We start from the raw sequence: 13,875 nt of genomic DNA, 5'->3' as shown, positions 1-13,875 counted from the left end.
ACTCTGCCCAACATGCTAGCGGCCCACCCTTCCGGTCTGGTTGATGAGCACATCAAGTGCCTCGTCGATGGCTGTCATGACTCGTGCCGCGGCCTGATAGGCATGCTGGTACGCCAGCAAGTTCACATTTTCCTCGTCAATGTCCACGGATGCGTTGGACTGCTGGCTGGCTACGGCGTTCGTCAGTGAAACATCCGCCAGGACCGCCTGCTGGAGCCCTGTCTGGATCTCGACGCCGAGGCGCACCACTGTGTCCGACCACACTGCATCGGGGGAATCCTTGCCGGTGCCCAGCTGCGAGATGTCCGCGGCAATTGAGCCGTCTTTGCCGCCAGCGCCGGGAGCGCCGACTTGAATGCTGCCGGCATCCTTGGGCACCACCGTGAGACCCAGTGCCGCCGGAACCCCTGCCTTGAACTCGAAGAAGTCTTTCCCCGTGGTCTTGTCGGGCGCCACCCCGCCCTGATAAATCGGGTTGACTGTACTGGCCAGCTTCGCGGCCATGGTGTTGTAGGACGCCGCCGTCTGGGCGATCATGCCCCCGCTGCCGGCCGCCTCAGCGGGCTTGAGGACGGACAACAGGCCAGCCAGCTTGCCGCCGTCGAGGTCCACGGCGGAACCCGGGCGGTGCGCCCACTCCAGCTGGACGGTACCGCCGTCGGCCATCTTGGTGGCGCCTGAAAGCTTCAACTCGTTGGCGGTGCTGCCGGACAACAACACGTTCCCGCCCAACAGGATTTCATTCGTACCGTCGGGCAGATCCCGCACCGTGCCGCCTGTCAGATTGGCGATCTTGGCCGTGAGTGCATCGCGCTGGTCAATGAGTTCATTGCTGGGCGTGCCCGAGGCTGCGGCCGTACGGATGGACTTGTTCAGCGACGCGAGTTGGGCGGCAGTGCCATTGATGTCCTGGACAACTGTGTTTGCGTTGGATCTGGTCTGGGACCATTGGCCGTCAAGGGCCTCGTATCCGGAGGCGATGCTCTGGAGAAGAGTTGCGGATTTCTCCAGCAGCACGGCCGAGGAGGCGGCATCGCCGGGAGTGTTGGCGACGCCCTGCCATGAGGTCCAAAATCCCTGCAACTGGCTGGAGATGCCGTTGGGGCCCGGCTCGTTGAGCGTCTTCTCGATGCTGTTTAACGCATCGGCCCGGGCCCCGGTGTAGCCGGCGACCGAGAAACTGGTGCGTACGCGCGCGTCCAGGAAGGCATCGCCCAAGCGGGAGATGCCGCTGACGCCGACTCCCTGGCCCACCTTGATGCCCAGATCGTTGAGGGCGCCGCGGGCGGGTGTGCCCAGCGCCGCGAATTCAGCGCGCTGGCGTGTGTAGCCTGCCGTATTGACGTTGGTCAGGTTCTGGCCGGTGGTGTTCAAACCTGTCCTGGCCGCATTGAGCCCGGACAAGGCCGTGTTCAATCCACTAAAAGTACTCACGTATTCCTCAACTAGGATCTAGACACTTTGGTCCAGGATCCGCGCAACGGCGTCCTGGCTGGTGTGTCCACGGTGGTCGTATGTACCAGCCTCGGTGGTCAGGTTGGCTGCTGTGTCCTGGGCTGACCGCAACCCGGCACGCAAGAATTGCAGATTGGTGTCCCGCAAGCCACGGATTTGCTCCACAGTTGTCATCATGGCGCTGTGGTGGTCGCTCAGGATTTCCTGCCACGGCCCGGCAGGGGCGCCGTCGGCCAGATCCAGCAAACCGGCGTCGTCCGTCAAGCCCCACTTCAGGGCCACCTCCGCGGCAACAGCCGTGCGCTCCAGCGTGGCGGCGCGAAGCCGGTTCACAACATGGCTGACTTCGCGGGTGGCGTTGTCCAGCCACCGGGTCTTGCCCGACGTGAGGATCAGGTGCTCTTCCTCCAGCTTGAAAACTAGGAGTTCGAGCAGTTCCCGTTCACGCCACAATAAAGTTGTTAGTTCCTCGGGACCCATGGAATAAGTCCTTTCATCGGCCCAGTTTTGGTTTCAATACGAGACTATCGGCAATTAAGCCTGTCTGGTTAGACAGTTTTAACCTGAAATCCACCTTCAGGCCCAGTGGGGCCGATTTCGGGGGCTGATCGTGTCGTACAGTTACTTGCATATGTGCGCTGTCGACGGCCGCTGATTTCTGGGGGTGTGCCGTCGCTGCACTCTTATGAATTGCCTAGGGGGGCAAACAATTGAATCGCGTTGAGCGCGACGACTTGGTCGTGCAAAATTTGCCACTGGTTGGGTACCTGGTGGCGGAGATCTGCATGCGCGCAGACCACCTGAGCCGGGAAGACCTGACTCAAGTGGGGGCCATTGCTCTCATCCACTGCGCCGAATCCTTCGACGAAGGGCTCGGTGTCCCTTTTGGCGCCTACGCCCGGCGCCGCATCAAGGGTGCCTTTGCGGACGAACTCCGGCGCGATGATTGGGCCACCCGGGGTGCCCGCACCAGAATGGGTGAACTGGCGGCCGTCAAGGAGACGCTGACCAATGCGCTCAACCGTGTGCCTACGGTGGATGAATTGGCCGCTGCCATGGGCGTGGAGCGGGCCGTGGTGGAGGCTTCGCGCCTGGATGCCACTCGCACCATCACGCCGTTGACGGACATCATTTCCGAGATGGTGGCCGACACCTCTCAAAGCCCCGAGGATGCGCTAGTGCAGGCCGAGCACGAGGAATTCCTGACTCACGCAGTCTCCGCGCTGCCTGCCAAGATGCGCTACGTGGTGGAACAGGTTTACTACCAGGATCGCAGCGTCAAGGAACTGGCCGCCGAGCTGGGCTCAAGCCATTCCGCCGTGTCCCAGCAGCGCACCGAAGGGATGCGGCTGCTGCGGGACGGGCTGGAACGGCACTACTTGGCAACCGCGACGGCGGACTCCCCCGCCCACTCCCGGATCGCTGCCTCCCGCCGCGAGGACTACCTGGCGGAATTGGGCACCCGCACCTATGGTGGGGCCACTCGCGCGCGCCTGGCTGCTGCGGGCGGGCACCAGCTGACGGGCGTGCCCGCAGCAGGCTAAACGCGCGAGTTTGGTGTAGTTGCTTACGGGTGGCCCGGGGGTGCCGACAGTGGGGTGTAGCTGCCCATGGATGGGCGGCTATGGCATCACCCAAAAACTCATGGAGGATATAGCTCATGGCTATGCAGATCAACACCAACCTTTCGGCAAACAACGCTTACCGAAACCTGAACAACACGCAGAACCAGCTGTCCAAGTCGATGGAGAAGCTCTCCAGCGGCCTGCGCATCAACCGTGCAGCCGACGACGCCGCCGGCCTGGCAATCTCCGAGGGCCTGAAGTCACAGGTCAACGGTTACACCGTTGCCGCCCGTAACGCCCAGGACGGCATCTCTGTCATCCAGACCGCTGAAGGCGCCCTGTCCCAGGTGCACTCCATCCTGCAGCGTGTGCGCGACTTGGCCGTCCAGTCCGGTAACGACTCCAACAACGCTGACTCCCGCGCCGCGATCAAGACCGAGTCCGACGCCCTGAGCGACGAGCTCGGCCGTATCAGCACCTCGACCAACTTCAATGGCATCAATTTGCTGGACGGTTCAGTCGCCACCCTGAGCTTCCAGGTTGGCGCCGGCTCCACAGCTGCGAATGACCAGATCAACGTCACTAACTCTGACTTGAGCGGACTCGCGGCGACGGTCAAAGCACTGACCTTCGACACGGCAGCGAACGCTCTGACCACGATTGCAGCGATCGACACCGAGATCACGGCTGTTTCCACGGACCGTTCGGCCCTCGGTGCCGCACAGAACCGCATGGAGTCGGCCATCAACACGCTGAACATCGGCAAGGAAAACCTCTCCGCTGCCGCCTCGCGCATCACCGATGTTGACATGGCATCGGAAATGGTCAGCTTCACCCGCTCCAACATCCTTTCCCAGGCAGGCACGGCCATGCTCGCCCAGGCCAACCAGTCCAACCAGGGTGTCCTGAAGCTCCTCGGCTAAATCGACTGACCGCGCCGAAACCTTCACGTTTCGGCACAACAACGTGACTGGCGGCCGTGGACTTCTTCACGGCCGCCAGTCACGTGTGTGCACCCCCCCCCACAGATTTACCTCAGCACCGCGAAAGGACCCCTCTCATGGGCATGGGAATCGACGGCATGGCATCGGGCCTAAACACCACCGAGATCATCAATGCGCTCATTGCCGCCGAGGCCCGGCCGCAGGCGCTCATGAAGTTCAAGGTCACCAAGGACACCGCCCTGGTGACAGCCATGCAGGCACTGAACACCAAGTTCGCGGCGCTGACCACGCAGGCCACGGCCCTGTCCAAGCCCGGCGGCCTGGACAAATACCAGGTGCTGAGCTCCTCGGACGCCATCACGGCAACCATCTCCGCCGGCGCCAAGGCCACCAGTCTGGACCTGGCCGTCAACAAGCTGGCCCTGGCACACACCATCGTCAGCGCCCCCATGACAGCGTGGCCGGCAACACCGGCCACCATGACGTTCGTCAAGGACGACGGCACCACGACCGAGGTCACGGCAACCTCGAATTCCCTCGATGAGTTGGCCTACGCCATCAACCAATCCGACGCCGGTGTTTCTGCCGTCAAAATCGCCTCCGGTGTCGATACCGCGGGCGTCCCGCAATTCCGTCTTCAGATGACGGCCAAGGACACCGGCGCCGCCAACTCCTTCACCGCGCACCAGGGCACGGCCGCGGACGTCGCTGCCGGTACCGCCGCCGACCTGGCCAAGGCGCCGGGCGCCGCAGTGCTGCGGGCGGGGCAGGACGCCGAGGTGACCCTGTGGGCCGGCACTCCCGCGCAGCAGACCATCACCTCCGCCACCAATACCTTCGCCTCCCTGGCTCCAGGGGTCGACATCACCGTCAAGAAACTCTCGGCCGACCCTGTCACCATGGCCGTGACCCGGGACGCTGCCGCCATGACCGCCACGGCGAAAGAGCTGAGCACTGCCGTCAACATCATCCTCGGCTCGATCTTCACCCAGTCGGCCGTCACCCCTGGGGCGGGCGCCGACGGCAATTCGACGGTGACTGCCGGCATTTTCATGGGGCAGAGCACCATCACGGCCGCCAAGGCGAAGCTGTTCAACGCCGTAGCCGATCCCATCGATGGAAAGTCTGCGGCCACCATTGGGATTAACACCACCAAGAACGGAGACCTTTCCTTCGACGCGGACGCGTTTGCCGCCGCCTACGCCAAGGACCCGGCGGCAGTGGAGAAGACACTAGCGACCATCGCCGGCCGCGTGGCCGAGGCGTCGAAGTCAATTTCGGACCCGTACAGCGGGACACTGTCGCAACGCGTCAAGGGTCAACAGTCAGTGATTGACGACCTGAACTCCCAGATTGTCGACTGGGACAGCCGCTTGGCCAACCGCCGCACAACCCTGCAGGCTGTCTACACCAATCTTGAAGTGCAGATGAGCAAGATGCAGTCCCAACAAAGCTGGCTGACCGCCCAAATCAGTTCCTTCGACGCGGCAGCGAGCAGCAAGAAATGATGACCACACCGAACCGCGCCAAGGCTATGAACTCCTATCAGCGTGAGGCGATCCTCTCCGCGTCTCCGGCCCGGCTCCTGACGATGCTTTATGACAGGCTCCTGTTGGACCTTGCCCGGGCCGAAACCGCGCAAACATCCGAAGACTGGGCAACGGCAAGTGAAAACCTGCTGCACGCCCAGGACATCATCGCTGAGCTGTCGGGGTCCCTGATGCCGGAACTGTGGGACGGCGCCGATCAGCTGCTGGGCATCTACAACCATGCCGGGTCAACGCTGGTGAGCGCCAACATTCAGCGCAACCCCCTGCTCACGCAAGAGTGCATTGCCCTGCTGGAACCGCTCAGGCTTGCCTGGCATGAGGCGGCTGCCCTCCCCACGGGCGCCATGCCGGTAGCCCAGGGCGGCGGCTACAGCTCATGATCTGGCCCACGCTCGAGAGCGAGCGGGAACTTGCCGCCGGCCCCAACGAGCCAAGCGGCGCGGAGCTTGCAGAACTTGCCGAGCTGAAGGAGGTTGCAGAACTTGCGGCGCTCACGGAACTGTGGACTCGTGTATTGGACGAGCTTGAAACGCAGCTTCTGCTGGAGGATCCCGCAGCACCCCACTGGGCCCCGCCCTATGATCTTGCCCCCATGCCCGAGTCCTTGCGGGCACGGGCTGGCGTGTTGGCCCGCGCCCAGATCCTGACCATCACCGAACTCCACGATTCCCTTGCGGCGGCTTCGGCCGAACTGGCCACGCTGGTACCTGTGCGGCAAACGACGAAGTCCGTCTATCTGGACGTCTTGGGCTAGCCTCAGGCACCTTGCGCAGGGGCTGAAAATTGTTGCGAAACCTTCTTACCGGACAGTATCGGCGTCCGATAGTCACTGTTGAGCATGGATCGCTCGACCATTTGGCCAAGGAACGGCCGCCGGATCTCGTCAAGGAAGAGCACAGTGCTTGATTCTGTGGTCACAGTGGCGCTTACAAGCGCCCTGGACGGTTTGTCCCTGCGCCAACGCGCCATCGCCGACAACATTGCCAACGTCAACACCCCCGGCTACACAGCCCAGCGGGTGAAATTTGAAGAAGCACTGGCTGAGTCCGTGAGCCGCCGGGACGGTGACGTGCGTGCCACCACCGAACGCTCCCTGGAACCCACCCAGCTCAACGGCAACAACGTCAACCTGGACACCGAAACGCTCTCAAACATTGAAACGGTGCTGCGCTACCAGTTTGCCGCGCAGGCGGTCAACAGTGAATTCAACGGCATGCGCACAGTGCTGAAGTCCCAATAGTGAGTGACGCAATCGGCATCGCCTCCACGGGCCTGACACTGCACCGGAAATGGCTTGATGCTGTCTCGGACAATTTGGCAAACGTCAACACGGTCACAGCCACCGGCGACGATGCGTTCCGTGCCCGCTACGTCATCGCCCAGGCCGGTGAAGGGGACTCAGGTGTGTACGTTGCTGGAGCCGCCTACGGCGACGCCGAAGGGCGCATGGTGCACGAGCCCGACCATCCCCTGGCCGACGAGGCCGGCTATGTCAGATACCCCGACATTGACCTTGCCTCCCAAATGGGCCAGCTCATCATGGCCCAGCGCGGCTATCAGTCCAATGCTGCAGTGGTGGACAGGGCCAAGGCCATGTACGAATCCGGATTGCAGATTGGAAAGTAGCCCATGAGTATTTCGGGAATCGAAGGTGTACAGGCAAGCGCCGGCACCAGCTATCTGCCAGCCATCGCCGAAGGCAGCGGCGGGGGCGCATTTGGCGCTTCACTGGGCGACGCGCTGGTTAATCTGCAGGGGCTGCAGTCCACTTCGGGCGCCCTGGCTGTCAAGGCAGCAACAGGCAGCCTTGATGACATCCACCAGGCAACCATCGCCTCCACCCGGTCCGCTGTCACCCTGGAGCTGGTCTCAACGCTGCGCATTAAGGGCGTTGATGCGTTCAACGAGATCATGAGGATGCAGGCCTGATGCCGCCATTCGTATCTTCCTTGGCTGGTCGCTTTTCAGGAGTCGCCAGGGGTTTCACCATGGCCCAAAAGACGCTGGTCATCATCGGCATTGCGGTGCTGGTTCTGGGCGGCGTGGCACTTGCCGCATGGCTGTCCAAGCCGAGCTACTCCCCGCTGTTCTCCGCCTTGGCCCCGGCAGACGCGAATGCCATCGTCACGCAGCTGAAAACGGACAACATCCCCTACCAGTTGGTCAACGGCGGCTCCACCATTTTGGTGCCGGACGCCAACGTTTACGATGAACGGCTCAAGGCTGCCTCGGCGGGGCTGCCTGCGACAACCGCGGCTGGGTACTCCCTGCTGGACAGCATGGGCGTCACCTCCTCCGAGTTCCAGCAAAATGTCACATACAAACGTGCCATGGAGGGTGAACTGGCCCAAACCATCATGGCCATGAACGGGGTAACAACCGCCTCCGTCAAGCTGGCCGTGCCGGAAAAAACAGTGTTTACCTCAACGAAGGAAGACCCCACGGCGTCAGTTTTCGTTGAGACAACCCCCGGGGTCAGCCTCTCCGATGAACAGGTCAACGCCATTGTGCACCTGACGTCCTCCGCCGTTGAGGGGCTGAAGCCCGTCAACGTTTCAGTGGTTGACTCCAGCGGCGCCGTCCTTTCTGCTGCGGGCACGGGCACCACCGGCAGCGGCGACAAACAAACCCAGGCTTATGAACAACGCGTCACGTCAGCAGTCCAGTCCATGCTGGACAAGGTTGTGGGTGCGGGCAATGCCACTGTCTCCCTGACGGCCACCATGGACAAGGCCTCAACCGACAGGGTGAAGGAAGCCTTTACCGCCCCTGACGGGGCCCCGGCCCTGAATGAATCATCCACGACGGAGAAAACCACTGGTGGAACATCAACCGGCACCGGCGTCTTGGGGCCGGACAACATCGCCGTCCCCAATGGTGCCGGCACCACGGGAAGCTCGTCCGAATCCGAGAAGACCACCAAGAACAACGCCGTTGACAAGGTCACCGAAAACACGCTCATTCCGGCTGGTGCGCTGCAACGCCAGTCATTGGCCGTAGCCGTTGACACGGCAGCAGCGGCCAAAATTGATGCGGCAACACTGACCGAGATGGTTTCTGTAGCAGCGGGCATCGTTCCCGGGCGCGGGGATACTGTCAGTATGCGCGTGGTGCCGTTTTCGACCGCCCAAGCCGACGCCGCCAAAGCGGCCATTGACGCGGCCAAGGCTGAGGCCGGGTCGGCTGCCACAGCGCAAAACTGGCGCAACATCATGATGGGTGCATTGCTGCTGCTGGCGGTGTTGGTTGCTGCCGTGCTGTACGCACGCAAGAACCGCCGACAGGTGCGTGAACTGGTGGATCTCGGGGAGCAGGCTCCACCCATGCTCACCATGAGTAAGGTGACGGCCGAGCCCGCGCCGGACACCACTGCCATGGCCGTCATCCCGGCCCGGGCTGCCCTGCCGGTTGCCGAAAGCACAGACACGGACACCAAACGTGCCTCCCTTGAAGCCATGGCCGGGGCGGATCCCAAGAAAACCGCAAGCCTGCTTCGCTCGCTCATGGATGAGCGGGCGGGCTCCTGATGGCCGGGACAGCCCTGACAGGGACGCAAAAGGCTGCGGCCCTGCTCATGCAGTTTTCCCAAGCTGCGGCGGCTGCCGTCATGTCGCACCTCAGTGATGCAGAAGCTGAATCGATTGCCGCGGAAATTGTAAAAATGCGCCGGGTCCAGCCCGATATTGCCGACGCCGTTATTGATGAGTTCCATGGCATGGCGGTGCGGGGCAGGCATGCGGCCCAGGGTGGCCGGGATTTCGCGGCAGGCCTGCTGGCTGCCTCCTTCGGCAGCGAAAAGGCTGCAGGCGTCATGGACAGGCTGGCCTCCACCATGGCCGGGCGGCCTTTCGAGTTTCTCGATGACGCCGAGCCCGGACAACTGTTGTCCCTGTTGGAAGACGAACTGCCGGCAACCATTGCGCTGGTCATGGCCCACCTGCGCCCGGACAAGGCATCCGCGACCCTAGCCGGCTTGCCGGGGGACCTGCGTGCCGACGTGGCACAAGCCATCGGCACCATGGGGGCTGCAACGCCTGAAGCTGTTGGAATTGTTGCCGCAACCCTGAGGCAGCGTGCACTGGCCGTGGTGGCTCCCCGTGAACAGATGGCAGTGATAGGCGGCGTCCAGCCGCTGGTGGACATCATCAACCGCTCAGACGTCGCCACGGAACGGGCCCTCTTGGAAGAGCTGGCGCTGCGCGATCCGGAACTGGCGGAAGAAGTGCGTTCACGCATGCTGACGTTCGCGGACCTGGTGAAGCTGGACAACCAGGACGTGCAGCTGGTGCTGCGTGGCCTCGACGCCAACACCCTGGCCCTGGCCATGAAGGGTGCACCCACACCCGTCCTGGACACCATCCGGGCCAACATCTCCGAACGCAACCGTGAACTCCTTGAATTTGAGCTGGAGGCACTGGGGCCTGTGCGCACCTCCGAGGTGGAACAGGCGCGGGCCGACATTGTGCGGATCATCCGCGAGCTGGAAGCCGTCGGCGAGATAACCATCCGCCGCGGGGACGACGATGACATTGTCTATTAGGAACAGCGCGCCTGCGAACTCCGCGGCGCGCCCGGCAGTATTCCCTGTGGTCGCCACCCCCACACAGTCCCAGGCCCACGCGGATGCGAAGACCCGCGGATTCACGCAGGGCCATGCGGCAGGGTATGCCGCGGGGTTGCAGTTGGCGGGCCAGGAAACGGCTGCCGCCCGCGCCCGCCACGACGCTGAACACGCCGGGCGAGTGAGTGCACTCGAAGCCCGGCATGCCGCCGAGGTGGCGGCCGTGAGGGTGGCCGGTGCTGCCCTTGTGGAGCGCACTGTTCCTGTCCTGGCCGACTCCGAGCAAGCCTTGTTCAGCTGCGCCCTGGAGCTGGCCGAAGCCTTGCTGGGACATGAACTTCGTGACGGGGAAACCTCCGCCCGGGCAGCGTTGGCGCGGGCGCAAGGGACTGGCGAAGCTGACGTTCCCGTGGCCATTCGCATGAATCCGGCAGATCTGGCAGTCCTGGGCGGTGACAGCGGGATGCTCCCGGAAACCCTGACGCTGGTGGGGGATCCCGCCCTCAACCGCGGCGACGCCGTGGCGGAGTATCCGCACGGTTTTGTTGACGCCCGTCTCGGCACCGCCGTTGACCGGGTCAGGGCGGTCCTGGCCGGCGGTTCCCTGCCGGAACAAGCCCTGCCGATACACGCTGTGCTGGATGCCTCATGAAAGGCACCCTCATGCCCGGGGCTCGGAAACTTTCCCTGGCCACCCGCGCGGCGGCCCCGGAACGTGTAGGAGTAGTAACGGGCGTCGTTGGCTTGGCCGTCCAGGTGCAAGGCCTGCGCTGCGCCGTGGGTGACATGGTGACGATCGGCGGGCGCACGCCCATCGATGCCGAGGTGGTGGCGGTCAGCGCCGGCAGCATCAAAATCATGCCCCTCGGGCCCATGGCCGGGCTGGGGGAGGGCGACCCCGTCCGTGCCAAGCTGGAACCCCTGCTGGTTCCCACCGGCGACGGCCTGCTGGGCAGGGTCATTGACGGGCTGGGACGCCCCATTGACGGCTTGGGGCCGCTGAGAGGCGTGCGCGGGGTTCCGCTGGAGAACAAGTCGCCAAATTCCATGGACCGGGCCCGGATAGCGGCACCGCTGCAGACGGGCGTGCGGGTTCTGGACACCCTGACCACCCTTGGCCGCGGGCAGCGGCTGGGCCTTTTTGCTGGTTCCGGCGTTGGCAAGTCATCCCTCTTGTCAATGATTGCCCGCGGCACCGAGGCGGACGTCTCTGTCATTGCCCTGGTGGGGGAGCGCGGGCGTGAGGTGCGCGAATTCCTGGAGGACGATCTGGGGCCGGCGGGCCTGGCCCGTTCAATAGTTGTTGTGGCCACGAGCGACGAACCGGCCCTGCTGCGCCTTCGTGCCGCATTCACCGCCACCCGGATCGCCGAGTCGTTCCGGGAACGTGGCGTGGACGCCATGCTCATGATGGATTCACTGACGCGCGTTGCCATGGCGCAGCGTGAAATTGGCTTGTCGGTGGGTGAGCCGCCAGCCACCCGCGGGTACCCGCCGTCGACCTTTTCAATTCTGGCCCGGCTGCTGGAACGGGCGGGCACCGACAAGATTGGTTCAGTTACCGGGCTGTACACGGTGCTGGTGGACGGGGACGATCACAACGAACCCATCGCCGACGCCGTCCGATCCATCCTCGACGGGCATGTGGTGCTGGAGCGAAAACTGGCCGTGGCGGGACATTTCCCAGCCATCGACGTGCTGGGATCCATCTCCCGGTTGGCCTCCAAGGTGTGCACCCGGGAGCAGAAGCACGACGCCGGGACCTTGCGCAAGGTGTTGGCGGCCAGGGCCGCGGCCCAGGACTTGATAGACGTGGGCGCGTACCAGTCCGGCAGCAACCCCCTGGTGGACGCGGCAGTGCGGCACGGGCCGGCGATCAACGATTTTCTGCAACAAGGCATGGACCAGCAAGTTCCTGCACGGCAGTCGTGGGCGGAACTCAACGCCTTGACCAACAACATTTTGGGAGCATAGATGGGCAAGTCATTCCGCCTGGCCGGGCTCTTGCGATTCCGCCAGGCCCAGGAAGAACAAGCCGCGGCGGCGTTGGCACGGGCCAATTCCCGACGCAAGGAACACGAGGGCCGAGTGGGCCGGGTACGTGGCATACTGGCGGACACCCCGTCGGATCCCGGATCGGCAGCTGCCCTGCGGGCCAGTGCCGCGGCCCGGTCGTCCGCGCGCAGCATGCTGTTGGAACTGCACGCCTTGACTGACTCCACGACGCAGCTTGCCGCGCAGGCTCAGGCGGAGCTGCTCGCTGCCAAAAAATCCGCGGCTTCCTTGGAGAACCTGGCCGAGCGGCACCGGGTTGAGCAGCATCACCTCATCCTTCGCGAGGAACAACTCTTCCTCGACGAACTGGCGTCATCCCGCACACAGGAACACGGCACACCCAAGCTTGGTGCCACGGCTGACGCTAGGTTGGAGAACGCATGAAGATGCCAGCAACCCTGTTCTCGTCCCTTTCGGCCAGCCCGACGACGCGCGCAGCAATGGCGCCGGCGGCAACAGCGTTGACGTTCGGCACGCGCCCGGGCACTGCTTTCGGTACGGCGTTGGGTGCGGCTTTGGGCGAGGCGGCGGCCAGCCCCGTCGACGGGCTGTCGACGGAAGAACCCGAAGACCCCAGCGCCACCGCCGAGCCGGCGGAAGCCGCCGATGCCGCCCTGCCGGACCCTGCCGGCCCCCTTGCACAAGCCGGCCCGGAGCGCACACCCCTGCTGGACGCCGCAATGACCCAATTCTGGGCGGCCGCCCAGGTCCCCGCGACCCAACAGCAGCTCGAGGCGGCCCTCGTGGCCGCTCCCCAGTCGCCCGCGCCCGCGGCATCCGACGGGGTGTCCCTGACCGCTGCGGCCGACGGTTTGGTACTGGTTCCGGTAGCTGCGGCCGGCACCGGAACGCTAGCCGTCAAGCGCCCTGTCAGCGGTGCAGCGTCGGTTGCGGGTCCATCGCAAACCGAGCCGGGTGCGGCCGTGCCCCAAAGCGGTGGCACCCCCGCCGCAGCCGTTGGCGGACAACCTGGAAACGCGGACGCAGAGTCCGCGGCTGTTCCCGGTGGCGTCAGGGCGCCCGGTGCAACGCCCCAGCCTATGGCGGCAGTTGCACCAAAGTCGTCGGCGGACAGCCTGCCGGCAAGGTTCAACAGTGCCATTGCCGCACCACACCTTGAAGGCCGGTCCCCGGTGGCAACAACGGAGCCAGGTCGGCAGCTGGTTGACGGGGCAGTTGCGCCCGCGCCGTCCGCTCCGGCATCTTCTGCAACATCCGCAATAGTTCCCCCGGCGATCCCGCTGCCAGCCCAACCGCCAGTGCCGGCGTCCATGGCACCCGGCGGCACGCAGCAGCTTGTGCCAGCAGGCACTCCTCTATTGAGCGAACAACTGGCCCGCCCGCTGTTTGCCTTGGCCGCCGCACCCCTGGGTGAACACGTCATGACCATCAATGTGGTCCCCGATGCGCTGGGTCCAGTCACAGTGCGCGCACATCTGGCCGCCGACGGGATCCGCATCGAGATGATGAGCCCAAGCGACGCCGGGCGCGAAGGGCTGCGCAACATTCTGGCGGATCTCCGGCGTGACCTGGCCGCTGGCGGCATGACGGCCTCCCTGAGCATGGGGTCAGGCAACGGCAATGGCAGTCCCGACCACGGCGCCGGCCAGCGGAGCCCCCAAGGGCCAGGGAACCCCTGGAGCGCCGTGGCGCGGCCCGGCGATCAGGACCCGCCAGCGCAGCGCAGGCTGGCGCCGTCGGATATTCCATCCGCTGCAAACAATTCACTGGACATCACGGTTTAG

At 64.3% G+C, this 13,875-nt stretch carries 16 protein-coding genes; 14 read left to right on the top strand and 2 right to left on the bottom strand.

The genetic code is table 11. The features are described 5' to 3' along the window. Positions 1-15: 15 nt before the first annotated feature. Positions 16-1,434: a flagellar hook-associated protein FlgK gene (flgK, locus tag CVS28_RS07990; protein WP_103481188.1), complete on the bottom strand. Its 1,419-nt coding sequence runs from the start codon at positions 1,432-1,434 to the stop codon at positions 16-18. Between the two features lie 18 nt (positions 1,435-1,452). Beyond that, on the bottom strand, positions 1,453-1,935 hold the full coding sequence (locus CVS28_RS07985) for a flagellar protein FlgN (RefSeq protein WP_103465190.1): 483 nt from the start codon (positions 1,933-1,935) through the stop codon (positions 1,453-1,455). 230 nt (positions 1,936-2,165) lie between these two features. Between CVS28_RS07985 and CVS28_RS07980 the strand changes: the two genes are divergently transcribed. From CVS28_RS07980 to CVS28_RS07915, 14 genes are all read left to right on the top strand, one after another. Then, complete coding sequence (locus CVS28_RS07980; RefSeq protein ID WP_103481187.1) at positions 2,166-2,999, top strand: sigma-70 family RNA polymerase sigma factor; 834 nt, start codon at positions 2,166-2,168, stop codon at positions 2,997-2,999. A 116-nt stretch (positions 3,000-3,115) separates the two neighbouring features. Further along, positions 3,116-3,943 carry a flagellin N-terminal helical domain-containing protein gene (locus CVS28_RS07975; protein WP_207797176.1) on the top strand — a complete coding sequence of 276 codons (828 nt, stop codon included), beginning with the start codon at positions 3,116-3,118 and terminating at the stop codon, positions 3,941-3,943. 137 nt (positions 3,944-4,080) lie between these two features. Beyond that, entirely contained in the window at positions 4,081-5,472 is a 1,392-nt protein-coding gene (gene fliD / locus CVS28_RS07970) for a flagellar filament capping protein FliD (protein ID WP_103481185.1), read from the top strand. After that, the gene (gene fliS / locus CVS28_RS07965; protein ID WP_243399765.1) at positions 5,469-5,894 is read left to right on the top strand and encodes a flagellar export chaperone FliS; all 426 of its coding nucleotides are present in this window, start codon (positions 5,469-5,471) and stop codon (positions 5,892-5,894) included. Before fliD ends, fliS begins: the two co-directional genes overlap by 4 nt. Next, entirely contained in the window at positions 5,891-6,268 is a 378-nt protein-coding gene (locus tag CVS28_RS07960) for a hypothetical protein (protein WP_103481183.1), read from the top strand. Before fliS ends, CVS28_RS07960 begins: the two co-directional genes overlap by 4 nt. A 144-nt stretch (positions 6,269-6,412) precedes the next feature. Then, positions 6,413-6,754, top strand: coding sequence for a flagellar basal body rod protein FlgB (gene flgB, locus CVS28_RS07955; RefSeq protein ID WP_103481182.1), 342 nt, complete (start codon positions 6,413-6,415; stop codon positions 6,752-6,754). Next, the gene (locus CVS28_RS07950; protein ID WP_103465197.1) at positions 6,751-7,140 is read left to right on the top strand and encodes a flagellar basal body rod protein FlgC; all 390 of its coding nucleotides are present in this window, start codon (positions 6,751-6,753) and stop codon (positions 7,138-7,140) included. The genes flgB and CVS28_RS07950 overlap by 4 nt, the downstream gene beginning before the upstream one ends. A gap of 3 nt (positions 7,141-7,143) precedes the next feature. After that, positions 7,144-7,443, top strand: a complete 300-nt coding sequence (gene fliE / locus CVS28_RS07945; RefSeq protein WP_103465198.1) for a flagellar hook-basal body complex protein FliE — start codon at positions 7,144-7,146, stop codon at positions 7,441-7,443. Positions 7,444-7,502: 59 nt separating this feature from the next. Beyond that, positions 7,503-9,041 (top strand): flagellar basal-body MS-ring/collar protein FliF, encoded by a 1,539-nt coding sequence (fliF, locus tag CVS28_RS07940; RefSeq protein WP_243399764.1) that lies wholly within the window; start codon positions 7,503-7,505, stop codon positions 9,039-9,041. Further along, a complete protein-coding gene (gene fliG / locus CVS28_RS07935) occupies positions 9,041-10,054 on the top strand; it encodes a flagellar motor switch protein FliG (protein WP_103481181.1) in 1,014 nt (337 codons plus the stop codon). The genes fliF and fliG overlap by 1 nt, the downstream gene beginning before the upstream one ends. Next, positions 10,038-10,727, top strand: a complete 690-nt coding sequence (locus CVS28_RS07930) for a FliH/SctL family protein (protein WP_103465201.1) — start codon at positions 10,038-10,040, stop codon at positions 10,725-10,727. The genes fliG and CVS28_RS07930 overlap by 17 nt, the downstream gene beginning before the upstream one ends. Next, positions 10,724-12,049, top strand: a complete 1,326-nt coding sequence (locus CVS28_RS07925; RefSeq protein ID WP_103481180.1) for a FliI/YscN family ATPase — start codon at positions 10,724-10,726, stop codon at positions 12,047-12,049. The genes CVS28_RS07930 and CVS28_RS07925 overlap by 4 nt, the downstream gene beginning before the upstream one ends. Continuing rightward, on the top strand, positions 12,050-12,514 hold the full coding sequence (locus tag CVS28_RS07920; RefSeq protein ID WP_103465203.1) for a flagellar FliJ family protein: 465 nt from the start codon (positions 12,050-12,052) through the stop codon (positions 12,512-12,514). Next, entirely contained in the window at positions 12,511-13,875 is a 1,365-nt protein-coding gene (locus CVS28_RS07915) for a flagellar hook-length control protein FliK (protein ID WP_103481179.1), read from the top strand. The genes CVS28_RS07920 and CVS28_RS07915 overlap by 4 nt, the downstream gene beginning before the upstream one ends.

Origin of the sequence: Arthrobacter glacialis (assembly GCF_002909415.1) — a bacterium.
GTDB classification, from domain to species: domain Bacteria; phylum Actinomycetota; class Actinomycetes; order Actinomycetales; family Micrococcaceae; genus Specibacter; species Specibacter glacialis.
The sequence above is the reverse complement of the archived record's forward strand: the minus strand, read 5'-3'. Positions and strand labels throughout refer to the sequence as shown.